The sequence below is a fragment of the Streptomyces sp. NBC_00354 genome (assembly GCF_036106915.1).
Classification (GTDB): domain Bacteria; phylum Actinomycetota; class Actinomycetes; order Streptomycetales; family Streptomycetaceae; genus Streptomyces.
In genome coordinates this window covers 5,205,202-5,226,130 of the sequence record NZ_CP107983.1, presented here as the reverse complement: position 1 = coordinate 5,226,130, position 20,929 = coordinate 5,205,202, and the positions used below count along the sequence as shown (strand labels likewise).

Here is a 20,929-nt window from a genome sequence, read left to right as displayed (position 1 = left end):
CGAGTGGCGGCAGCAGACCTGAAGGTCATATGGCGTAGCGGGGCGATGCGCTGGGGGCTCCTGGCCGCGGTGGTCCTGCTCCTGTCCCTCCCGCTGTGGGGGCTGAAGCCGTACGGGGGCCACTTCGACCACGACACCGCGGGGACGTGGGGGGACTGGGTCAGCGGGGCGGGGCAGGTCGGCGCGGTCACCGCCGCCGTCGGCACGGTGATCCGCTCCGAGAACCGGGAGCGCCGCAGGCAGCGCACCGCCGCGGCCGCGTGGATGACGGTGCTGTCCGACGCGGGCCAGCCCTACTGGGCGGTCCAGGTGGAGAACTCCACCGCCCTGCCGGTGTTCCGGTGGCGGGCGGACAGCCCGGACGGCTCGGTGCACCTGTGCCACGAGGACCTGGGGCCGCTGGTCCCGGGCCGGTCGGACTACGAGGTGCCGCTGGACGTGCAGGCGGACCAGAGCCGGGCGCTCCCGCTGAAGTTCGTGTTCGTTGACAGTGATGGGCGGTTCTGGAGCCGGTCGGAGCTGGGGGGCATCACCGCCGTCCCCGAGCCCGCGTCCTGGCATCCGGCCGGCCCGTGATGGGTGAGTGAGGTGACATGGCCCCTGAAGAGGGTTCCGGGCCCCAGGACACGCGCCGGGCCCGGCGCATCGACCCGTCGGCGCCGCGTGGGGCGGGCGGCCGCGTACCGGACCAGCCGGCTCCGGCGGGTCCGGGCGGTCCGGCGGGCCCGGCGGGCCCGGCGGGCCCGGCGGGCCCGGCCGCGCCTGCCTCCGCCGCGGCAGCGGGCCCCGCGCCGGACGCGGCGGCGCCGCGCGAGCTCCCCGTGGAGCTCGTCCACTACCTGGGCGCGCTGCGCGCCCTGTCGGCGACCAGCCAGGAGGGCGCGGACGCCGTCGCCTTCCCCGACCGTCCGCTGGATGCGGTCTGGATCCCCCGGGAGGTGCGGGAGATCGACGCCCTGGCCCGGACCGCCCCGCCCGGCGACGAGGACACGCCGGGCCTGCCCCTCGACGGCATCGTCCTGCACGGCGCGGGCCGCTCCGTGGTGCTCATCGGGCCGCCGTGCTCCGGACGCACCTCGATCTGCACGCATTACGCGTCGCTGCTCGCGGAACGGGCCCTGGACGGCGACGCGGAGGCGCCCGTACCGCTGCTCGTCAACGCCCTCGACGTGCCCGCGCAGGGAGACTTCGCGGCGACCGCCGAGGCCATCACGGACGCCGCCGTCACCCGTTCGGGGATCGGGGTCTACGGCGGCACCGCACGCACCCTGCTGCGGGGCTCGCTCGACCGGGCGTTCCTCTTCGTGGACGGAGTGGAGGACGTGCCCCTGCACGGCCACGCGAGTTCCGACAACTGGTCGCCGCGCACCGTCCTGCAGACCCTGGCGCAGCTCCACGTGCACTACCGGAACCTGCGCGTCCTTGTGACCATCTCGGATTCGGGCTGGTTCTCCGCCGAGTGCGCGAGGGCGCGCGACGTCAGCGCCTACTTCCTCCGGCCGCCCAAGCAGCGCGACCTCGAGAACTACATCACCGGATGGTTCACCGCCTGATGACCCCTCACGAAGGAAAGCTCTCGGAGCGGCTCATCGCCGCGATCCGGGGCGACAGCGCTCTCGCCTCTGCCGCGCGCGTCCCGTACCTGCTGCACCTCCTGGTCGTCTCCACGGAGCGCAACCACGAGGTCCCCACGTCCGTCGGGCACTTCTGCCGGCTGGCCTCGGAGGAGTTCCTGCACAAGCGTCCCCGCAGGCGCGCCGCGGCCGCTGCGGAGCCGTGCCTCCTGCGGCCCGGCTACGACACGGAGATCCAGCGGATCATCGAGGAAGTCGGCTTCTCCATCACCTCGTTGAGGTCCGCGCAGCCCGGGGCGAACTCCATCTCCGCGGCGGCCGTCCACGAGCCGATCCTGCGGGCGCTGGGCGAGGAGCGCGAGTTCCTCGACGCGTACCCGGCCGTGGTCGACTACGTGCAGTTCCTCAGGAAGGGCCACGGCATACTCGCGGTCGACACGGCCACCCAGCTCTCCTTCAGGGAGAACCTCTTCCGCGACTACTTCGCCGGCTGCGCGCTGGCACGCCGGGACTCGGAGACCATCGTCGGCCTGTGCCGCCACCCCATCTGGCACGCCCCGCTGCGCTACTGGGCCAGCGCCCAGACCACGGCCGAGGGGCACCGCCTGGTCACCGGCACCGCGGCGGAGCTGGCGGGCGCCGCGGAGGAGGCCGGGGACGAGGGTCTGCCGCTGTGGCTGCTCGCCGGCGAGCTCCTCGTGATCCTTGCCGCGGCCCGGCCGAACGCGGAGCCGTCCGGGCTCGTACGGCAGCTGCGGCGCTCGGTCTCGGACTCCGTCGCCGCCGCCCGCGGGGACCGGGGGCAGGATCTGGAGACCCGGGCGCGCGCGGCCACCGTACAGGCGCAGCTCAATCCGTCCACGTGGGAGGAGAGATCACGCTCGTTCCTCGCCCGGAGCTGCGTCATACCGGCGGGCGAGTACCCCATCGGCTCCACGACCCCGCTCAACTCGCAGGACGACAAGTACCGGCACATCGACTGGTTCCCGCAGCGCATCGAGTCCATCGGCTCCTTCCGGATCTCCACGCTGCCCGTCACCAACCGGGACTACGCGCAGTTCGTCGCCTCGGGCGGGTACCGGGACCTGGACTGCTGGCCGGACGGACCGGCGCGGCTGTGGGTCGGACACGACCCGTCTTTCATCGACGCGCCGGACGGACCGCGGGCCGGGTCGACGGACACCCAGCGGATCCATCTGAGCAAGGAGATGCGGGAGGGCATCGTCGACGAGGAGTCCCTCCAGGAGTACGTGGACCAGCTGCTGCTGCGCCAGGTGCCGCTGTACTGGTGGGACCCCCGCTACAACCAGCCCACCCAGCCCGTCGTCGGGGTCAACTGGTGGGAGGCGCTGGCGTACTGCCGCTGGCTGACGAAACGGCTGCGCGAGCGGAACGTGCTGGACGAGCACAGCTACGCGGACATCCCCACCGAGGCCGAATGGGAGTGCTCCGGCCCGGGCCGGCCGGCGTCCGACCCCTATCCGTGGGGCAACGAGTGGCAGGAGGGCATGGCCCATGTCCGCACGGCGCAGGGCTGGACCCAGCGCTCCGTGCCCGTGGGCATCTTCCCCTGGGCGGCCAGGGAGGGCGGACCCCAGGACATGATCGGCAACGTGTGGGAGTGGACGCGGTCCCTGGCCTGGTCGTACGACGACACCCGGCCCGGCCGTGAGGACCTGCGGGCCCCGGGCGACCGCATCGTCCGCGGGGGCTCCTGGTTCTCCCGCGAACAGCGCGCCCGCATGATCCAGTTCCGCTCGTACGACCCGCCCCAGAACGCCTACGTGGACCTGGGCTTCCGCGTCGCGTTCTACACCCGGTAGCCGGCTTCGGCGGCCCCTGTCGTCCGCGTCAGGACGCGGACGACGTGGCCGTCAGGCCCGCCACCACCGATCGGGCCAGGTCGTCCAGGTACTCCGCCGGCACGGCGTCGCGTACGACCACCTGCCGCCAGTAGAGCGGGCCGATGGCCAGGTCCAGCGCCCGGCCCGGATCCGTTCCCGCCGCGAGTTCGCCCCGCGCCACCGCCTCCGACACGATCCCCTCGGCCATCCGCCGTTCCCCCTCCAGCAGGGCGCCGCGCACCGCGTCCGCGATCTCCGGGTTGCGGGCCGCCTCGACCAGCAGGTCCGGGATCACCGCCGAGGCGACGGGGTGCCGCAGCACGTGTGACATCACCTCGAGCAGGGCCCGTACGTCCCCGTACAGCGATCCCGTCGCGGGCACCGGCAGGCCGTCCACCGCGAAGGCCCCCACCAGGTCCAGCACCAGGTGCAGCTTCGACTTCCAGCGCCGGTAGACGGCCGTCTTGCCGACGCCCGCGCGCCGGGCGATCCCCTCGATGGACATCCGCGAGAACCCGACCGCGGCCAGTTCGTCCAGTACCGCGGCCCGGATCGCCTCGGTCACGTCCTCGCGCAGGACGGCGGCCCCGGCGGGGGCGCGGCGGGCGGGAGCGGGGGCTGGGGCGGCGCCGGCGGCGGAGTCGGTGGTCATGCACAGAGCATAGCCGGGCACGCCGGGACCAGCTCGTCACGACGATACGGTTGCGTTCCGACGTCACCGGTCCTAACCTCGCCGTAGCGACGATACGGACCCGTCCCTCCCCCAGCTACCGCTGGGAGGTGCCCCGGCCGGCCGACGCCCCGACCCCGTCGAAAGCGACCCTCGTGACCCCCGTGACCGAGACCACCCCGACCGCGGAGCCCGCCGCGCCCGCTGCGACCGCCACGCCCGCCTCGCTCGCAGAACTGGCGGCGGCCCACGGCCTGACCATCAGCGGCGCCCGGCCCCCGCTCCCGAGCTACGTGCGCCTGCTCTGGGGCCGCCGCCACTTCGTGACCGCGTACGCCACCGCCAGGATGCACGCCACGTACAGCACGGCCAGGCTCGGCCAGGTCTGGCACCTGGTGACCCCGCTGCTCAACGCGGCCGTCTACTACTTCATCTTCGGCATCGTCATGGACGCCAGCCACGGCGTGCCGGACTACATCCCGTTCCTGATCACCGGCGTCTTCGTCTGGGACTTCATCGGCAGCTCCATCAACGCCTCGACCCGCGCCGTGCACAGCAACCTCGGCCTGGTCCGCGCCCTGCACTTCCCACGCGCCAGCCTGCCGCTGTCCACCGTCGTCCAGCTCTTCCAGCAGCTGCTCGTGACCATGGGCGCGCTCGTCCTGCTGCTGCTCGCCTGCGGCCAGACCCCGACCCTCAGGTGGCTGATGGCCGCGCCCACCCTGGCCCTGATGGCCGTCTTCTGCGCCGGCGTCGCCATGGTCATGGCCCGCATCGGCAGCAAGAGCCCGGACGTAAGCCAGCTGATGCCGTTCATCCTGCGCACGTGGATGTACTCCTCCGGGGTCATGTGGTCCATCGACCAGATGCTCCGGAAGGACCACCTCTCGCACTGGGTCACCGTCGTGCTCAAGACCAACCCGGCAGCCGTCTACATCGACCTGATGCGCTACGCGCTGATCGACAGCTTCGACCCGCACGCGCTCCCGCACCACGTATGGGCCATCGCCGTCGGCTGGGCCCTGCTCGCGGGCGTCGGCGGATTCATCTACTTCTGGAAGGCTGAGGAGGAGTACGGCCGTGGCTGACACCGCAACCGCCCCCGCACACCGCGCACCGTCCGTGGCGATCGACCACACCCGCGTGCCCACCGTCATCGCCGACGAGGTCCACGTCGTCTACAAGGTGCACGGCGCCGGCGCCCGCAAGGGCGGCGCCACCGCCGCCCTCAGCCGGATCTTCTCCCGCAAGCCCGCCCCCGGCATCCGCGAGGTGCACGCCGTCAAGGGCGTCAGCTTCGTCGCGTACAAGGGCGAGGCCATCGGCCTGATCGGCTCCAACGGCTCGGGCAAGTCCACGCTGCTCTCCGCGATCGCCGGCCTCCAGCCCGTGGCCCGCGGCAGGATCTACTCCCACGGCCAGCCCTCGCTCCTCGGCGTGAACGCCGCCCTGATGAACGACCTCACCGGCGAGCGCAACGTGGTCCTCGGCGGCCTCGCGATGGGCATGTCCAGGCAGCAGGTCCGCGAGCGCTACCAGGGCATCGTCGACTTCTCCGGCATCAACGAGAAGGGCGACTTCATCTCCCTGCCCATGCGCACGTACTCCTCCGGGATGGGCGCCCGGCTGCGCTTCTCCATCGCCGCGGCCAAGGACCACGACGTCCTGATGATCGACGAGGCCCTCGCCACCGGCGACGCCGCCTTCCAGCGCCGCAGCCAGGCCCGCATCGAGGAGCTCCGCGAGCGCGCCGGCACCGTCTTCCTCGTCAGCCACGGCATCGGCACGGTCCGCGAGACCTGCGACCGGGCGATCTGGCTCGAAGCCGGCGTCCTGCGCATGGACGGCCCCTCCGCCGAGGTCTGCGACGCGTACGAGGAGTTCACCTCGGGCCGCTGAGGCCGCGACCGCCCTACGGAAAACGGGCGGCCCCGGGACCATCAGGTCCCGGGGCCGCCCGTTCAGCCGTTGCGGCGGAGCCCAGCGGCTAGGCGTGGGTCCGCAGCAGCGAGCGCATCGTCCGCATCGCCACGGACAGGTTCGCCAGGTCGAAGTCGTCCGATCCCCGGATCTCGTCCAAGGTCGTCCGGGCCCGGCTGATGATCGCCGCGTTCTTCTCCTCCCACGCCTTGAAGCGCTCCTCGGGAGTCGAGTCGCCGTTGCCCACCGCCAGCACGTCGGCGGTCAGCGCGGCGTGCGCCGCGAACAGGTCCTCGCGGATGGAGGCGCGGGCCATGGACTGCCAGCGGTCGGCCCGCGGCAGGTCGATGATCCGGTCCATCAGCTGCGTGATGTCCAGGCGGTCGGCGAGGTCGTAGTACACCTCGGCGACACCCAGCGGGTCGACCCCGGTGCGGTCCGAGATCGCGACGATGTCCAGCGTCGGGAAGGCCGAGGAGAACCCGGCGACCTTGGCCGCCAGCTCCTCCGGGACACCCTCGCCGATCAGCTCGTCCATGATCGACTGGTACCACTCGAGGTCGGCGCCGCGCACCAGCTTGGGCAGCTCGTCCCAGACGTGGCCCACCCGGTCACCGAAGAGCTCGATGGTCTCGGTGATCTGGAGCGGCTGCGGCCGGTTGTTCAGCAGCCAGCGCGTACCGCGCTCGACCAGGCGCCGCGAGTGCAGCCGCACCCGGGTCAGGACGTCGGCCGCGACCTTGTTGTCCAGCGCCTCGACCGCGTCCCACACCCCGGCCAGGCCGAAGATCTCGCGGGCCGAGAGCTGCGCCCGGACGATCTCCTCCGTGGAGGCCCCGGTCTCCTCGCGCAGCCGGTGCAGGAAGGTCGAACCACCGGTGTTGACCGTGTCGTTGACCAGCAGCGTCGTGATGATCTCGCGGCGCAGGGCGTGCGCGTCGATCTGCTCGGGGAACTTCCCGCCCAGGGCGGCCGGGAAGTACGCGTGCAGCAGGCGGCGCAGGTACGGGTCGTCCGGCAGCTCGGTGGCGATGAGCTCGTCCGCCACCGTGATCTTGGTGTAGGCGAACAGGACGGCCAGCTCCGGCTGGGTCAGGCCCTTGCCGTTGTTCAGCAGCTCGCGGATCTGCCGGTCGGTGGGCAGGAACTCCAGGCTCCGGTCCAGCAGTCCGGCCGACTCCAGGCGGCGCATGAAGCGCTGCTGGGCGTGCAGCAGGCTGGGGGCCTGGGCGATGCCGTTGGCGAGGGCCACGTTCTGCGCGTAGTTGTTGCGCAGCACCAGGTGGCCGACCTCGTCGGTCATCTCCGCCAGCAGCTTGTTGCGCTGCTTGACGGTCATGTCCCCGTCCGTGACCACCGCGTTGAGCAGGATCTTGATGTTCACCTCGTGGTCGGAGGTGTCCACGCCCGCGCTGTTGTCGATGGCGTCGGTGTTGACCTTGCCGCCCTCGCCGCTGGCTCCGATCCGGGCGAACTCGATCCGGCCGAGCTGGGTCAGGCCCAGGTTGCCGCCCTCGCCGATGACCTTGGCCCGGACGTCCCCGCCGTTGACGCGGATGGCGTCGTTGGCCTTGTCGCCGACGTCCGTGTGCGTCTCGGTCGACGCCTTGACATACGTACCGATGCCGCCGTTCCACAGCAGGTCCACGGGGGACTGCAGGATCGCCTGCATCAGGTCGGCCGGGGTCATCTTGGTGACGCCGTCCTCGATCCCGAGGGCCTCGCGGACGTGCGCGTTGACCGGGATGGACTTCGCCGAGCGCGGGTGGATGCCGCCGCCCGCCGAGAGCAGCTCCGCCTTGTAGTCGGCCCACGAGGAGCGCGGCAGCTCGAACAGGCGCCGGCGCTCGGCGTACGAGGTCGCCGCGTCCGGGGTCGGGTCGAGGAAGATGTGCCGGTGGTCGAAGGCGGCGACCAGGCGGATGTGCTCGGAGAGCAGCATGCCGTTGCCGAACACGTCGCCGGACATGTCGCCGACGCCGACGACCGTGAAGTCCTCGGTCTGGGTGTCGTGGCCCAGCTCGCGGAAGTGCCGCTTGACGGACTCCCAGGCGCCGCGGGCGGTGATGCCCATGCCCTTGTGGTCGTAGCCGGCCGAGCCGCCCGACGCGAACGCGTCGCCCAGCCAGAAGCCGTACGACTCGGCGACGCCGTTGGCGATGTCGGAGAAGGTCGCGGTGCCCTTGTCGGCGGCGACGACGAGGTAGGTGTCGTCCTCGTCGTGGCGGACCACGCCGTTCGGCGGCACGACCACGCCGCCGACCATGTTGTCGGTGATGTCGAGCAGCGCCGAGATGAAGATCTTGTACGAGGCGATGCCCTCGGCGAGCCAGGCGTCGCGGTCCACCGACGGGTCCGGCAGGTTCTTGGCGACGAAGCCGCCCTTGGCGCCGACCGGCACGATGACGGTGTTCTTGACCATCTGCGCCTTGACCAGGCCGAGGATCTCCGTACGGAAGTCCTCGCGGCGGTCGGACCAGCGCAGGCCGCCCCGGGCGACCTTGCCGAAGCGCAGGTGGACGCCCTCGACGCGCGGGGAGTACACCCAGATCTCGAAAGCCGGGCGCGGAGCCGGGAGCTCCGGGATGGCCTGCGGGTCGAACTTCATCGACACGTACGCGTGCTGCTCGCCCGCGTCGTTGAGCTGGAAGAAGTTGGTGCGCAGGGTCGCGTTGATCAGCGTGAGGAACGACCGCAGGATCCGGTCCTCGTCCAGCGAGGCGACCTGGTCCAGGGCCCCGGCCAGCTCCTCCAGCATGGCGTCGATGAGCTCGGTGCCGGCGGACTGGCGGCCGGGCGACAGCCGGGCCTCGAAGAGCGAGACCAGCAGCCGGGTGGTGTGGACATTGTTGCGGAGGGTGTCCTCCATGTAGTCCTGGCTGAAGTTCACGCCGGCCTGGCGCAGGTACTTGGCGTACGCGCGCAGCACCACGGCCTGGCGCCAGGTGAGCCCGGCGCTCAGCACCAGGGTGTTGAAGTTGTCGTTCTCGGCGTCGCCCTGCCAGACCGCGGAGAAGGCGTCCTGGAAGCGCTCGCGGGCGTCGTCGCCGAGGTAGTTGTCGCCGCCGTTGCCGGCGGGCAGCGGCATCCGCAGGCCGAAGTCGTAGATCCACGCGTTGGTGCGGTCGCTGCAGCGCAGCTCGTACGGGCGCTCGTCGGTGACCTCGACGCCCAGGCGCTGGAGCACCGGCAGGACTGCGGAGAGCGAGACCTGCTCACCGGTGCGGTAGATCTTGAACCGCCGCTCGCCGGGGGCCGCGCCGACCGGCTCGTACAGCGAGAGCGCGAACTCCCGGTCGCTGGCGGAAAGCCGCTCGAGGTGGCAGAGGTCGGCCACGGCCGCGCGCGGCTTGTGGTCGGCCTTGTAGCCCTCGGGGAAGGAGGTGCCGTACTTGCGCAGCAGCTCGGCGGCGCGCTCCTCGCCCAGTTCGGCGACCAGGGCATCGCCGAAGCCGTCGGCCCAGGAGCGGGCGGCCTCGACCAGGCGGGTCTCGAGGCGCTCGACGTCGGCGTCGGTCAGCGCGGGCAGCTCGGTGCCCTGCGGGACGCGGACGACGAAGTGGATGCGGGAGAGGATCGACTCCGTGTTCCAGGCGGTGAAGTCGACGTTGGTGCCGCCGAGCTCCTCCTTCAGGATGTCCATCAGGCGCAGCCGGACGCCGGTGGTGAACCGGTCGCGCGGCAGGTAGACGAGCGCCGAGTAGTAGCGCCCGTACTCGTCCTGGCGCAGGTACAGCCGCAGCCGGCGGCGCTCCTGGAGGTACAGGACGGAGGTGGCGATCTCGCGGAGCTTGTCGACCGGGGTCTGGAACAGCTCGTCGCGCGGGTAGGTCTCCAGGATCTGCAGCAGGTCGCGGCCGTCGTGGCTGCTCGGCGAGAAGCCGGCGCCTTCGAGGACCTCGGCGACCTTGCGGCGGATGACCGGGACGCGTCGCACGGACTCGGTGTACGCGGCGGAGGAGAACAGGCCGAGGAAGCGGCGCTCGCCCACGACGTTGCCCTCGGCGTCGAACCTCTTCACGCCGACGTAGTCGAGGTACGAGGGGCGGTGCACGGTGGAGCGGCTGTTGGCCTTGGTCAGCACCAGCAGGCGGTGCTCGCGGGCCTTGGCACGGGCGTCGGCCGGCAGCCGGTTGAAGGACGGCGAGACCGGGTGGCCGTCGTCCTTGCCGCTGTGGTGCGGGTCGGAGCGCAGGATGCCGAGGCCGGTGCCGGGGACGGCGGCCAGCGAGTCACCGTCGACCAGGTTGTACTCGCGGTAGCCGAGGAAGGTGAAGTGGTCGTCGGAGAGCCAGCGCAGCAGCTCACGGGCCTCTTCGAGCTCGTACTCGCGCAGGTCCGGGGCGACCGGCTCGTCGGCCAGGTCGTCGGCGATGCGCAGCGCGGCGTCGCGCATCTTCTCCCAGTCCTCGACGGCCTCGCGTACGTCGGACAGGACGCGCTTGAGGTCGTCGGTGATCTGCTTGAGGTCGGCGCGGTCGGTCTCGCGGTCGGTCTCGACGTGGATCCAGGACTCGACGAGGGAGTCGTGGGGGCGCGCGGTCTTGGGGCCGTGCGCGTCGCAGTCGGCTCCGAGGATCTCGATCAGCTTGCCGGTGAGGTCACGGCGGACGACGACCTGCGGGTGGATCACGACGTGGATGCCGCGGCTCTGCCGGGACAGCTCGTTCGTCACGGAGTCCACGAGGAACGGCATGTCGTCGGTGACGACCTCGACGACCGAGTGGCTGGACGTCCAGCCGTTCTCCTCGACCGTGGGGGTGTGCACGCGCACGTTCGCGGTGCCCTGCGGCCGGTTCTCGGCGAGACGGTAGTGCGAGAGCGCCGCCCCGAACACGTCGACCGGGTCCCGGTCGAGGAGGTCCTCCGGGGCGGTGTGCAGGTAGTAGCGCTGGAGGTAGGCGAGAGTGGTGTCCCGGTCGGGGCGCTCTCCCTGCTCGGACCCAGTCGGAAGTAGCCCCCCGGCCGGGCTGTGCTCAGCTACCCGGGCCGCCCGCGCGAGCAGCTCGGCCTTTGCTTCGTCCAGCTTGGTCTGCATGTCCTCTGGCTCCTGTCGCGCGCCATTGCGTGACGTAGGTGAAGGAAGGATTGGCGTGGCGCCGCGACGCGGGGTGACCGCTGGGGATCGGCGCTCTGCCGTGATGAGAGGCGACCGGGAAGGAACTGGCCATGATCGGCTGCGGCTCCCGGCAGCAGGGATCAGCGAAGGCCCGGGCACGGTCGTGCGCCGGGCGCTGGCCGGAGGCGTCAATGCCTCCGATGACTATCGCGCTGATCACGGGTACCAGGCTATCTCGCCGGACCCCCTGTCCGTCACGCACTGGATCTGTACAAAAGCAGGTCCCGAACTTTGACGTTGTGCGCAGTGACGGGGGCATATTCAGCGCGTACTTATTCAGCCAGTCGGCGAGCAGCGGATACGGCTTCTGCCAGCGTGTCGACGACGGCGACACCCGCCGATTCCAGACTGCGTCGGCTGTGCGAACCACCCGTGTAGAGCACAGCTCTCGCACCCACGTGCGCAGCGGCCATGGCGTCGTCCACCGCGTCCCCGATGAGGACCGTACGGCCGGCGGTCACGCCCGTCTCCTCCAGGGCCGCCAAATGGCGTACCAGATGTCCTGCCTTGCTGGTGTGCGAGGGGCCGGTCCGGCCGTCGACGCGCAGGAAGTGCCGGTCGATGCCGTGCGCCTGTACGAGTGGTACGAGCTTCTCGTGGGGCGCGAGGGAGAGCAGGGACTGCGTGAGCCCGTCGGCCTGCCAGTCGCGCAGGAGCTCGCGGGCCCCCTCGGTGAGCCCGGCGGCGTCGGCGGCGGCCCAGTAGTGCCGGTGGAAGGTGGCGTCCATGACCTCCCACTCGGCATCGGTGGGCAGCCGGCCCATCAGCCGCTCGTAGAACTTCGGCACGGGTACGACGTACAGCTCGCGGTAGCGCTCCAGCGTGATCGGCGCGAAGCCGAACTCGGCGAAGGAGGCGTTGGTGGCGGCGATCACGGCGTCGATGTCGTGCAGCAGCGTGCCGTTCCAGTCCCAGACTATGTGGACGGGGGCGGCCGCGGGGTCGGCCGGGGTACTGGAAGTGATCACTTCAGCAGTCCCGGGATCTCCTGGACGCCGAACCACAGCAGCTCGTGGTCCTCGGCGCCGTCCACGGTGAACTGCGCGTCGTCGTCCCCGCCGGCTGCGGCCTCCAGGGCAGCGGCGGCGGCCGTCACGTCGCCCAGGGCGTCATCGGCGTCCACGTGCACGGCGGCGGCCACGGAGAGGCGTACGGCCGCGGCGAGGGTCACCTGGCCAAGGGCGGCCTCGTCGACCCCGGGGGTCGCGGCGGCGGCCTTGTCGTCCACGTCGACGGCGACGACGACCCGCTTGCGCGGGGCGGCCCCGTCCTCGGCGAGCATCCGCAGGGAGGCCGCGGCGGCCCGGCCGAGGGCGGCGTACTCCAGCTCCTCCAGGTCGTCCGACACGTACCACTCCCGCAGGCCGGGCGTGACGGCGTACGCACGCAGCGGGGCGGGGCCCAGCTCACCCGCCTTGTGCGCCTCGGCGAGCCCGGGGAGGGTCAGGGGGACGTACACGCGCATGGCCGGCTGCTTTCGGTAGTCGGAAACGCCCTCAGGATACGACTTGGCGGAACTCCGCCGGGTGACGGCGCCGGTCCCCCTTCGGACTCCCGTCCGCCGCCCGGATTCCGTCCACCGCGTGCCGCTCGGCGGCGCGGGGACCGGCCGGGGGCCGCGCGGCGCCCACCCGGATAGGTGAACGGGTCCCGGCCCGTGCGGCCCGCGGAGCGGCCGTTGCGGAGGGTGGTCGCGGACCGTAGAAGTCCCCTACCAAGTTACCGCCCGGTACCGCTCCGGGCCCGGACTTCTCGGGGACGATCGCCATGACCAGGACCAGGAACACCACCCGGCCCCCCGGCCGCCACGACCAGCGCCGCCCCCGCACCCCGCGGGGCCCGCACGACTGGTTCGCGGAGCGACTGCTGGCGGTGGTCAGCGGCCAGCGCCCGGTCCACTCGCTGCTGGGCCACACGGTCGGCCCGGCCTACGAGCAGCTGGTCACCCTGGCCCCCTCGGCCCCTTCCCCTCGCCCTTCGGGCTGGGGAGACCCCACGCGGGACCGGCTCCGCCCGGTCCTGCACCGGTGCGGCCGCTTCCACCCGGGCCCGGGCGTGATCGAGGCCTTCGCCCGTATCACGACGGGCGACCGCGTCTCGGCCATGGCGTTCCGCCTGGAACAGGGCCCGGACCTCCGCTGGCGCTGCGCAGCCATCGAAATGGCCCCTCTGCCGTGACCGGGGCCCTGTCGGCCGGTCCACCAGGCGGCGGCTCCACGGCCGGTGGCCGTGGTCACCAGCGCAATGAGCCGGAACGCCGGCGGGGCCGGACACCGTGTGGTGTCCGGCCCCGCCGGGGGTGCCCGTACGGGCAGGGGTCACTTCTTGCGGCGGCGGCCGCCTGCGGCCTTCTGGGCCTTGCGGCGCTCGGCCCGGGTCATCCCGTCGCCCGCCTCGTCGGCGTCGAAGTCGCCCTCGACGACCCCGCCCTCGCCGTCCACCGTCGGCGCCGAGAAGTGCAGGCGGTCCGGCCGCTGCGGGGCGTCGAGCCCCTTGGCCCGGATCTCCGGCTTCGTCAGCGACGGCGCCGCGTCCTGCACCGGAAGCTCCTCGACCTGCTGCTCGACCTGGACCTCCAGGTTGAACAGGTAGCCGACGGACTCCTCCTTGATGCCCTCCATCATGGCGTTGAACATGTCGAAGCCCTCGCGCTGGTACTCGACCAGCGGGTCCTTCTGGGCCATCGCCCGCAGGCCGATGCCCTCCTGCAGGTAGTCCATCTCGTACAGGTGCTCACGCCACTTGCGGTCCAGCACCGACAGGACCACGCGCCGCTCCAGCTCGCGCATGATGTCGGAGCCCAGCGCCTTCTCGCGCGTCTCGTACTGCTCGTGGATGTCGTCCTTGACGGACTCCGCGATGAACTCGGCGGTGATGCCCGCGCGGTCGCCCGCCGCGTCCTCGAGCTCGGCGACCGTGACCTTGATCGGGTAGAGCTGCTTGAAGGCGCCCCACAGCCGGTCCAGGTCCCACTCCTCGGCAAAGCCCTCGACCGTCTCTGCCGCGATGTACGCGTCGATCGTGTCGTCCATGAAGAAGCGCACCTGCTCGTGCAGGTCCTCGCCCTCCAGGACGCGGCGGCGCTCGCCGTAGATGACCTCGCGCTGGCTGTTGAGGACCTCGTCGTACTTCAGGACGTTCTTGCGCGTCTCGAAGTTCTGGGTCTCGACCTGCGACTGGGCCGACGCGATCGCGCGCGTCACCATCTTGTTCTCGATCGGCACGTCGTCCGGCACGTTCGCCATCGACATGACCCGCTCGACCATCTGCGCCTTGAACAGGCGCATCAGGTCGTCGCCCAGCGACAGGTAGAAGCGGGACTCGCCCGGGTCGCCCTGACGGCCGGAGCGGCCGCGCAGCTGGTTGTCGATACGGCGCGACTCGTGCCGCTCGGTGCCCAGCACGTACAGCCCGCCGAGCGACTTGACCTCTTCGAACTCGGCCTTCACGGCCGCTTCGGCGCGCTTGAGCGCGGAGGGCAGGGCGTGCGCCCACTCCTCGATGTGCTCTTCCGGGTCCAGGCCCTGCTGGCGCAGCTCCGCCTCGGCCAGGTCGTCCGGGTTGCCGCCGAGCTTGATGTCGGTACCGCGGCCGGCCATGTTCGTGGCGACGGTCACGGCGCCGCGGCGGCCGGCCTGGGCGACGATCGAGGCCTCGCGCTCGTGCTGCTTCGCGTTGAGCACCTCGTGCGGGATGCCCCGCTTGGAGAGCTGCTGCGAGAGGTACTCGGACTTCTCGACCGAGGTGGTGCCGACCAGGATCGGCTGGCCCTTCTCGTGCTTCTCCGCGATGTCGTCGACGACGGCGGCGAACTTCGCGACCTCGGTCCGGTAGATCAGGTCCGGCTGGTCCTTGCGGACCATGTCGCGGTTGGTCGGGATCGGGACGACACCGAGCTTGTAGATCTGGTGGAACTCGGCGGCCTCGGTCATGGCCGTACCGGTCATGCCCGACAGCTTGCCGTACAGGCGGAAGAAGTTCTGCAGGGTGATCGTGGCGAGGGTCTGGTTCTCGTCCTTGATGTCCACCCCTTCCTTCGCCTCGATCGCCTGGTGCATGCCCTCGTTGTAGCGGCGGCCGGCGAGGATACGGCCGGTGTGCTCGTCGACGATCATGACTTCGCCGTCGATGACGACGTAGTCCTTGTCCTTCTTGAACAGTTCCTTCGCCTTGATGGCGTTGTTCAGGTAGCCGACGAGCGGGGTGTTCACCGACTCGTAGAGGTTCTCGATGCCGAGCCAGTCCTCGACCTTGGCGACACCGGCCTCGTGGATGCCGACGGTGCGCTTCTTCTCGTCGACCTCGTAGTCGCCGGTCTCCTCGATGCCCTTGAGCGGCTGGCCGGCCTCGCCCTTGGTGAGGCGGGTGACCAGCTTCGCGAAGTCGGCGTACCACTTCGTGGCCTGGTCGGCCGGGCCGGAGATGATCAGCGGGGTACGGGCCTCGTCGACCAGGATCGAGTCGACCTCGTCGACCACGGCGAAGTTGTGGCCGCGCTGCACCAGCTCGTCCGCCGACCACGCCATGTTGTCGCGCAGGTAGTCGAAGCCGAACTCGTTGTTCGTGCCGTACGTGATGTCGTTGTTGTACTGCTCCCGGCGCTGGGCCGGGGACATGTTCGCCAGGATGCAGCCGACCTCGAGACCGAGGAACTTGTGCACCCGGCCCATCATCTCGGAGTCGCGCTCGGCGAGGTAGTCGTTCACCGTGATCAGGTGGACGCCCTTGCCGGACAGCGCGTTCAGGTACGCGGGGAGCGTGCCGACGAGGGTCTTGCCCTCACCGGTCTTCATCTCGGCGACGTAACCGAGGTGCAGCGCGGCACCGCCCATGATCTGGACGTCGTAGTGCCGCTGGCCGAGGACGCGCTTGGCGGCCTCGCGGACCGTCGCGAAGGCCTCGGGCAGCAGGTCGTCCAGGCTCTCGCCGTCCTGGTAACGCTGCTTGTACTCGTCCGTGAGCGCACGCAACTCGGCGTCGGAGAGGTTGACGAAGTCCTCTTCGATGGAGTTGACCTGGTCCGCGATGCGGTGCAGTTTGCGCAGGATCTTGCCTTCGCCTGCACGCATGAGCTTGTTGAAGACGGACACCGAGGTTTGTCTCCTTGCCGGTCGGGCCTGGCACTGGTTCGTACACGGGCACGGAGGGTGGGCCCCACCGCAACGGCCATCGTAAGCGAGGACGCGGTCGCGTCGGGAGGTCCGCACCTTCCGCAGGGCGCGAGCGCCCGGAATGAGAACGTACGGGGGACACGGAAGGTGCCGTTGCGGGCGAAAACCGCTCGCCCGGGTTACCCGGCGCGACCACAATCCGTCCATGGAGCCGACCACGCTGACCACCGAACGCCTCTTCCTGCGCCCCTTCGCCCCCTCGGACGCCGAGGAGGTGTACGCGGCCTGCCAGGACCCCGGCATCCAGCGCTGGACGCTCGTCCCCTCCCCGTACGAGCGCGCGCACGCGGAGGGCTGGGTGAGCGAGCTCTCCCCCCGCGGCTGGCGCGACGACACCGCGTACGCCTTCGCGGTGCGGCTCGGGGCCGAAGGCCCGCTGGTCGCGGCCCTCGGCGTGCACGTCCGCGGCCCCGGGGCGTACGAGATCGGCTACTGGACGGCAAAGGAGCACCGCGGCCGCGGCTACATGACCGAGGCCGTCCGCGGCGTCGCGCACTGGGTGTTCACCGGGGTCGGCGCCGGCCGGCTGGAATGGCGCGCCGCCGTGGGCAACACGGCCTCCCGCACCGTCGCCGAACGGGCCGGATTCCGTGTCGAGGGCACCCTGCGCGCCGGGCTCGACCTGCGCGGCACGCTGCGCGACTGCTGGATCGGCGCCCTGCTCCCCTCCGACCTCGGCCTGCCCTCCCCGCTGCCCTACCTGCCCGCTGTCAGTGGCACGGCCTAGGCTCGCGGCATGACCGAGACCGTGCTCGCCCTGTCCGCCGACGACGCGCGTCGGATCGCCCTGCGCGCGCAGGGGTTCCTCGGGGCGCCCGACCGCCGGGGTGGGGGTACCCCCGGCGCAGCCAGGGGGAGGGTCCGGGGGGTGCTGCGCCACCTGGGCGCCGTCCAGCTGGACACGATCTCCGTACTCGCCCGGTCGCACGAGCTGATCCCGTACGCGCGGCTGGGCGCGGTGGGCCGGGACACCGTGGAGAAGGCGTACTGGTCGGACCGGCACGCCTTCGAGTACTGGTCGCACGCGGCCTGCATCCTGCCGATCGAGGAGTGGCCGCACTTCGCCTTCCGCCGCCGCATCAAGCGCGCGCACGGCTACCGCTGGCACAGGATGAAGGACAAGGAGGGCTCCTGCCGCCTCGTCCTGGACCGGCTGCGCGCCGAGGGCCCGCTGACCTCGACCGAACTGGGCGGCGCGAAGAACGGCGGCCCCTGGTGGGACTGGTCCGAGACCAAGATCGCCGTGGAGTGGCTGCTGGACGCCGGCGACGTGGTCGTCACCGAGCGCCGCGGCTGGAAGCGGGTCTACGACCTGCCCGAGCGGGCGGTCCCCGACGATCTGCTCCACGACGACCTGGACGACCGCGAGTGCCTGCGCCGCCTGGTCGCACTGGCCGGCCAGTCCCTCGGCGTCGGCACCCGCGCCGACATCGCGGACTACCACCGCCTCAAGGGCGAGCAGTTCGACGCCGTGGTCGAGGACTCCGGACTGGTCCCGGTCGAGGTCGAGGGCTGGTCCAAGCCGGCCTGGGCCGACCCCTCGGCCCTGGCGACGGCGCCGCGCGGCCGCCACCGCACCACGCTGCTGTCCCCGTTCGACTCCCTGGTCTGGGACCGGCCCCGGACGGAGCGGATCTTCGGCTTCACGCACCGCCTGGAGGCGTACGTCCCCAAGCCGAAACGGATCCACGGCTACTTCGCGATGCCGCTGCTCGCGGGCGGACTGCTCCAGGGGCGCGCCGACCCGGCCCGCGAGGGCAGCACCCTGGTCGCCCGGCAGGTCTCCCTGACGTCCCCGAAGGCCGCCCGCCCGATGGCCCAGGCCCTGCGGGAGGCGGCGGAGTGGGTCGGCTGCGACTCGGTCCGCGTGGAGCGCGCCCAGAGTCCCGGGGAGGCCGCCGCCATCACGGCGGAACTGGCCGCCCTGTAGGCGCGGGCGGGGGCCGAGGCGCCTCGGCCCGCCCGCGCGCTTCGGCTAGCGGATCTCGAGGATCTTCTCCCGCATCGCGTAGACCACGGCCTCCATCCTGGAGTGCAGCTGCAGCTTCTCCAGGATGTTGCGGACGTGGTTCTTCACGGTGTTCTCGGAGATGAACAACTCCTTCGCGATGTCGCGGTTGTTCATCCCGGTCGCCACCAGCTTCAGCACCTCCAGCTCGCGGTCCGTCAGCCTCGGCGCCGGCACCAGCCGCCGCTCGTCCGTCCGCTGGATCATCGACTTGAACTCCGTCAGGAGCTTCGAGGCCATCGACGGGCTGATCTGCGACTGCCCGTCGGCCACCGCGCGGATCGCCGTGGCCACCTCGTCGGTCGAGATCTCCTTCAGGAGATACCCGGTGGCGCCCGCCTTGATCGCGTCGTAGAGGTCCGCCTCCTCGTCGCTGATCGTCAGCATGATGATCTTCGCGGAGGGGGCCACCTCCTTGATCGAGGTGCATGCCTCGATACCGCCGCGCCGGGGCATCCGGACGTCCATCAGCACGATGTCCGGCAGCAGGTCCGCCGCCTTGTCCACCGCCTCCGCGCCGTCCCCCGCCTCACCGACGACCTGGATGTCCTCCTCCTGCGCGAGGACGATCTCCAGCCCGCGCCGGAACAGGGCGTGGTCGTCGACGACGAGCACCCGGATCGGCTCGCCGCCCTCATCACCGCGCACCGGCCCGAAGCTGTCCGCCATCGTTCCTCCCCCTGCATGTACCGAGCTGCCGAGCCAACCGGACCGCGATGCGCGCCGGTTGACTGCCCGCCATGATTCCATGCCCGCGCCACCCGGCGGGGAGCCTGCGACGACCACGTGGCGTATACGAGTCGCACAGAGGCCCCCGGAGACGCTGCTGCATCCCCGGGGGCACTTCACCGAAATTCAGGACGCGGCGTCAGCCGCCGAGCGCCCCGCCCGCGCCGGAGCCGGGCTCACCCGAGCTGGAGGCCTGGTCGGAGTTGAGGTGGATCACGCCGTAGTCATAGCCGTGGCGCCGGTAGACGACGCTGGGCATCTTGGTGTCGGAGTCGACGAACAGATAGAAGTCGTGGCCGACCAGTTCCATTTCGTACAGAGCCTGGTCTAGCGACATGGGTGCTGCCGAGTGCGTCTTCTCGCGGACGATGAGCGGGCCTTCGCCCTGCACTTCCAGCGATCCGATCCGGGTGGTCGGGATCGCCTCCGCCTTCTCCCCCGTGAACAACTCGCCGTTCCCGTTCAGCTGGGCCACGCCCGGCACCACGTCGGCGACCTCTGCCGCCGAGAGCCGGCCGTTGCCACGGCGGGTGTAGCGCTTGTCGTGCTGCTTGCGCAGCCGGGCTTCAAGCTTCTCCTGTGCCAGGTCGAGCGCCGCATACGGGTCCGCTGCGGCGGCCTCGGCACGGATCACCGGGCCCCGCGAAATCAGAGTGATCTCCACGCGGTCGGAACGGTCGGCCTGGCGCGGGTTGTGCTCCTTGGACACCTCGACGTCCAAGCTGATCACCTTGGCGTCGAGCTTCTGGATCCGCTCCGGATTCAGCTTCTCGGCCACGTGCTTGCGGAACCGCTCGGGCACCTCGGTCTTGCGGCCCTTGACGACGATGTCCACGCAGAACTCCGTTCCCGGATAGCTCCGCCTCATGGGGCGAAGCGTCTCCCTTTCGCACCAGGCCCCGGTGAACACCGGAGCCCCGGACTGGCGACTTTCACCTCCGAAACGTGCGATCCGATGCGTGTAGCCAGGACTCGCCAGTTCCTTACAACCGAACATATCCCTCCATGCCGGTTGTCGGCACCCGCTACCGGACCGTACCTCCGTTCAGGTGGCTGTTCTCTCTTACTACCTGCAACGATGCGCCTTCCCCAAGAGTTCCAAATCTATTCACAAGAGCGTTGCTCTGTACGGGTTGTCGACCGATTTCTTACGAAGGATCCTGTCGGAGCCGCCACCACCGCCGCGCCCGCCACCGCTCCGGCCGCCGTCGCCGCCCGCACCGCCCGGGCCGCCTCCGCGAGCGTGGCTCCGGTGGTGATCACGTCGTCCACCAGCACGATCCGGGCACCGGCCGGCAGCCGCACCGCGCCCCCGCGGCACAGCCCCAGGGCCCCCGCGAGGTTCTCCCGCCGCTCCCGGGCCCCCAGGCCCGCCTGATCGGCCACCGGCCGGACATGGCGCAGTACGGGCGCCACCCGCGCGGGAACACCGGCCCGCCGCAGCCGTGCCGAGGCCGCCAGGGCGATCCTGCGCGCCGGATCGTGCCCGCGCGCCCGCACCTGCCGCCGCGCCGACGGCACCGGGACGAGCACCAGCTCCTCCCCCGCCGACCGCGCCCCGACCCCGCGGACGCCCGCACCGAGGCACCCGCGGACGGCCGCCGCCAGGGCAGCGCCGAGCGGCCCGGCCAGCGGCAGCACCCCGCGCTCCTTGTGCGCCAGTACGGCCTCCCGTACGGCGCCCTCGTACGCGGCGGCCGCATACACCACGGGCAGCCCCGCAGGTCCCGGAGACGGCCGCACACACCCCGCCGCGGCCCCGCTCAGCGCCTGCGCGCAGCCCGCGCACAGCAGCACGCGGGCAGCCCCGCAGCCGGTGCAGTCGACCGGCAGGACCAGCCCGGCGAGCTCCTGCCACCACCCCCGCATGCCCACCACTGTGCCGGGCCGGCCG

Annotated in this window: 16 protein-coding genes; 8 read left to right on the top strand and 8 right to left on the bottom strand. The window is 71.3% G+C overall.

Annotation, left to right across the window (positions count from 1 at the left end; all coding sequences use genetic code 11):
* Positions 1 to 3: 3 nt before the first annotated feature.
* The 3 genes from OHT74_RS23880 to OHT74_RS23870 are packed head-to-tail and all read left to right on the top strand — an operon-like array spanning position 4 to position 3,397.
* Complete coding sequence (locus tag OHT74_RS23880; RefSeq protein WP_266666551.1) at positions 4 to 576, top strand: hypothetical protein; 573 nt, start codon at positions 4 to 6, stop codon at positions 574 to 576.
* Positions 577 to 593: 17 nt separating this feature from the next.
* Positions 594 to 1,553 carry a hypothetical protein gene (locus OHT74_RS23875; RefSeq protein WP_328621332.1) on the top strand — a complete coding sequence of 320 codons (960 nt, stop codon included), beginning with the start codon at positions 594 to 596 and terminating at the stop codon, positions 1,551 to 1,553.
* Positions 1,553 to 3,397, top strand: a complete 1,845-nt coding sequence (locus OHT74_RS23870; RefSeq protein ID WP_328621331.1) for an SUMF1/EgtB/PvdO family nonheme iron enzyme — start codon at positions 1,553 to 1,555, stop codon at positions 3,395 to 3,397. Before OHT74_RS23875 ends, OHT74_RS23870 begins: the two co-directional genes overlap by 1 nt.
* A 28-nt stretch (positions 3,398 to 3,425) precedes the next feature.
* Here the strand turns inward: OHT74_RS23870 and OHT74_RS23865 are convergent, their stop codons facing one another.
* A complete protein-coding gene (locus OHT74_RS23865; protein ID WP_266666545.1) occupies positions 3,426 to 4,070 on the bottom strand; it encodes a TetR/AcrR family transcriptional regulator in 645 nt (214 codons plus the stop codon).
* A 173-nt stretch (positions 4,071 to 4,243) separates the two neighbouring features.
* Here OHT74_RS23865 and OHT74_RS23860 point away from each other — a divergent pair, with 173 nt between their 5' ends.
* Together OHT74_RS23860 and OHT74_RS23855 are read left to right on the top strand one after the other, a co-directional pair.
* On the top strand, positions 4,244 to 5,176 hold the full coding sequence (locus OHT74_RS23860; protein ID WP_443047488.1) for an ABC transporter permease: 933 nt from the start codon (positions 4,244 to 4,246) through the stop codon (positions 5,174 to 5,176).
* A gap of 34 nt (positions 5,177 to 5,210) precedes the next feature.
* Entirely contained in the window at positions 5,211 to 5,987 is a 777-nt protein-coding gene (locus OHT74_RS23855; RefSeq protein ID WP_443047725.1) for an ABC transporter ATP-binding protein, read from the top strand.
* A gap of 88 nt (positions 5,988 to 6,075) precedes the next feature.
* Here the strand turns inward: OHT74_RS23855 and OHT74_RS23850 are convergent, their stop codons facing one another.
* The 3 genes from OHT74_RS23850 to OHT74_RS23840 form a co-directional block, all read right to left on the bottom strand.
* Positions 6,076 to 11,046 carry an NAD-glutamate dehydrogenase gene (locus OHT74_RS23850; RefSeq protein ID WP_328621330.1) on the bottom strand — a complete coding sequence of 1,657 codons (4,971 nt, stop codon included), beginning with the start codon at positions 11,044 to 11,046 and terminating at the stop codon, positions 6,076 to 6,078.
* Positions 11,047 to 11,399: 353 nt separating this feature from the next.
* A complete protein-coding gene (locus tag OHT74_RS23845) occupies positions 11,400 to 12,095 on the bottom strand; it encodes an HAD family hydrolase (protein ID WP_266994823.1) in 696 nt (231 codons plus the stop codon).
* On the bottom strand, positions 12,092 to 12,592 hold the full coding sequence (locus OHT74_RS23840; protein WP_266666539.1) for a DUF6912 family protein: 501 nt from the start codon (positions 12,590 to 12,592) through the stop codon (positions 12,092 to 12,094). The genes OHT74_RS23845 and OHT74_RS23840 overlap by 4 nt, the downstream gene beginning before the upstream one ends.
* 302 nt (positions 12,593 to 12,894) lie before the next feature.
* On the opposite strand from OHT74_RS23840, the gene OHT74_RS23835 reads away from it, so the two are divergent.
* A complete protein-coding gene (locus OHT74_RS23835) occupies positions 12,895 to 13,305 on the top strand; it encodes an Rv3235 family protein (protein WP_266666537.1) in 411 nt (136 codons plus the stop codon).
* Positions 13,306 to 13,445: 140 nt separating this feature from the next.
* Here the strand turns inward: OHT74_RS23835 and secA are convergent, their stop codons facing one another.
* Positions 13,446 to 16,217 (bottom strand): preprotein translocase subunit SecA, encoded by a 2,772-nt coding sequence (gene secA, locus OHT74_RS23830; RefSeq protein WP_266666535.1) that lies wholly within the window; start codon positions 16,215 to 16,217, stop codon positions 13,446 to 13,448.
* A gap of 226 nt (positions 16,218 to 16,443) precedes the next feature.
* On the opposite strand from secA, the gene OHT74_RS23825 reads away from it, so the two are divergent.
* On the top strand, positions 16,444 to 17,025 hold the full coding sequence (locus tag OHT74_RS23825) for a GNAT family N-acetyltransferase (protein WP_266666533.1): 582 nt from the start codon (positions 16,444 to 16,446) through the stop codon (positions 17,023 to 17,025).
* 9 nt (positions 17,026 to 17,034) lie between these two features.
* On the top strand, positions 17,035 to 18,228 hold the full coding sequence (locus OHT74_RS23820; RefSeq protein ID WP_328621329.1) for a winged helix-turn-helix domain-containing protein: 1,194 nt from the start codon (positions 17,035 to 17,037) through the stop codon (positions 18,226 to 18,228).
* Positions 18,229 to 18,273: 45 nt separating this feature from the next.
* Here OHT74_RS23820 and OHT74_RS23815 read toward each other — a convergent pair whose 3' ends face one another.
* From OHT74_RS23815 to OHT74_RS23805, 3 genes are all read right to left on the bottom strand, one after another.
* On the bottom strand, positions 18,274 to 18,975 hold the full coding sequence (locus OHT74_RS23815; RefSeq protein WP_030300047.1) for a response regulator: 702 nt from the start codon (positions 18,973 to 18,975) through the stop codon (positions 18,274 to 18,276).
* A 199-nt stretch (positions 18,976 to 19,174) separates the two neighbouring features.
* Positions 19,175 to 19,870, bottom strand: a complete 696-nt coding sequence (gene hpf, locus OHT74_RS23810; RefSeq protein ID WP_389875599.1) for a ribosome hibernation-promoting factor, HPF/YfiA family — start codon at positions 19,868 to 19,870, stop codon at positions 19,175 to 19,177.
* A 269-nt stretch (positions 19,871 to 20,139) separates the two neighbouring features.
* Positions 20,140 to 20,904: a ComF family protein gene (locus OHT74_RS23805; protein WP_328621328.1), complete on the bottom strand. Its 765-nt coding sequence runs from the start codon at positions 20,902 to 20,904 to the stop codon at positions 20,140 to 20,142.
* Positions 20,905 to 20,929 lie beyond the last annotated feature (25 nt).

Coding starts and splice junctions, on each gene's coding strand:
- OHT74_RS23875 (WP_328621332.1), top strand. CDS start 594: ATGGCCCCTGAAGAGGGTTCCGGGCCCCAGGACACGCGCCGGGCCCGG.
- OHT74_RS23870 (WP_328621331.1), top strand. CDS start 1,553: ATGACCCCTCACGAAGGAAAGCTCTCGGAGCGGCTCATCGCCGCGATC.
- OHT74_RS23865 (WP_266666545.1), bottom strand. CDS start 4,070: ATGACCACCGACTCCGCCGCCGGCGCCGCCCCAGCCCCCGCTCCCGCC.
- OHT74_RS23850 (WP_328621330.1), bottom strand. CDS start 11,046: ATGCAGACCAAGCTGGACGAAGCAAAGGCCGAGCTGCTCGCGCGGGCG.
- OHT74_RS23840 (WP_266666539.1), bottom strand. CDS start 12,592: ATGCGCGTGTACGTCCCCCTGACCCTCCCCGGGCTCGCCGAGGCGCAC.
- OHT74_RS23835 (WP_266666537.1), top strand. CDS start 12,895: ATGACCAGGACCAGGAACACCACCCGGCCCCCCGGCCGCCACGACCAG.
- OHT74_RS23825 (WP_266666533.1), top strand. CDS start 16,444: ATGGAGCCGACCACGCTGACCACCGAACGCCTCTTCCTGCGCCCCTTC.
- OHT74_RS23820 (WP_328621329.1), top strand. CDS start 17,035: ATGACCGAGACCGTGCTCGCCCTGTCCGCCGACGACGCGCGTCGGATC.
- OHT74_RS23815 (WP_030300047.1), bottom strand. CDS start 18,975: ATGGCGGACAGCTTCGGGCCGGTGCGCGGTGATGAGGGCGGCGAGCCG.
- OHT74_RS23805 (WP_328621328.1), bottom strand. CDS start 20,904: ATGCGGGGGTGGTGGCAGGAGCTCGCCGGGCTGGTCCTGCCGGTCGAC.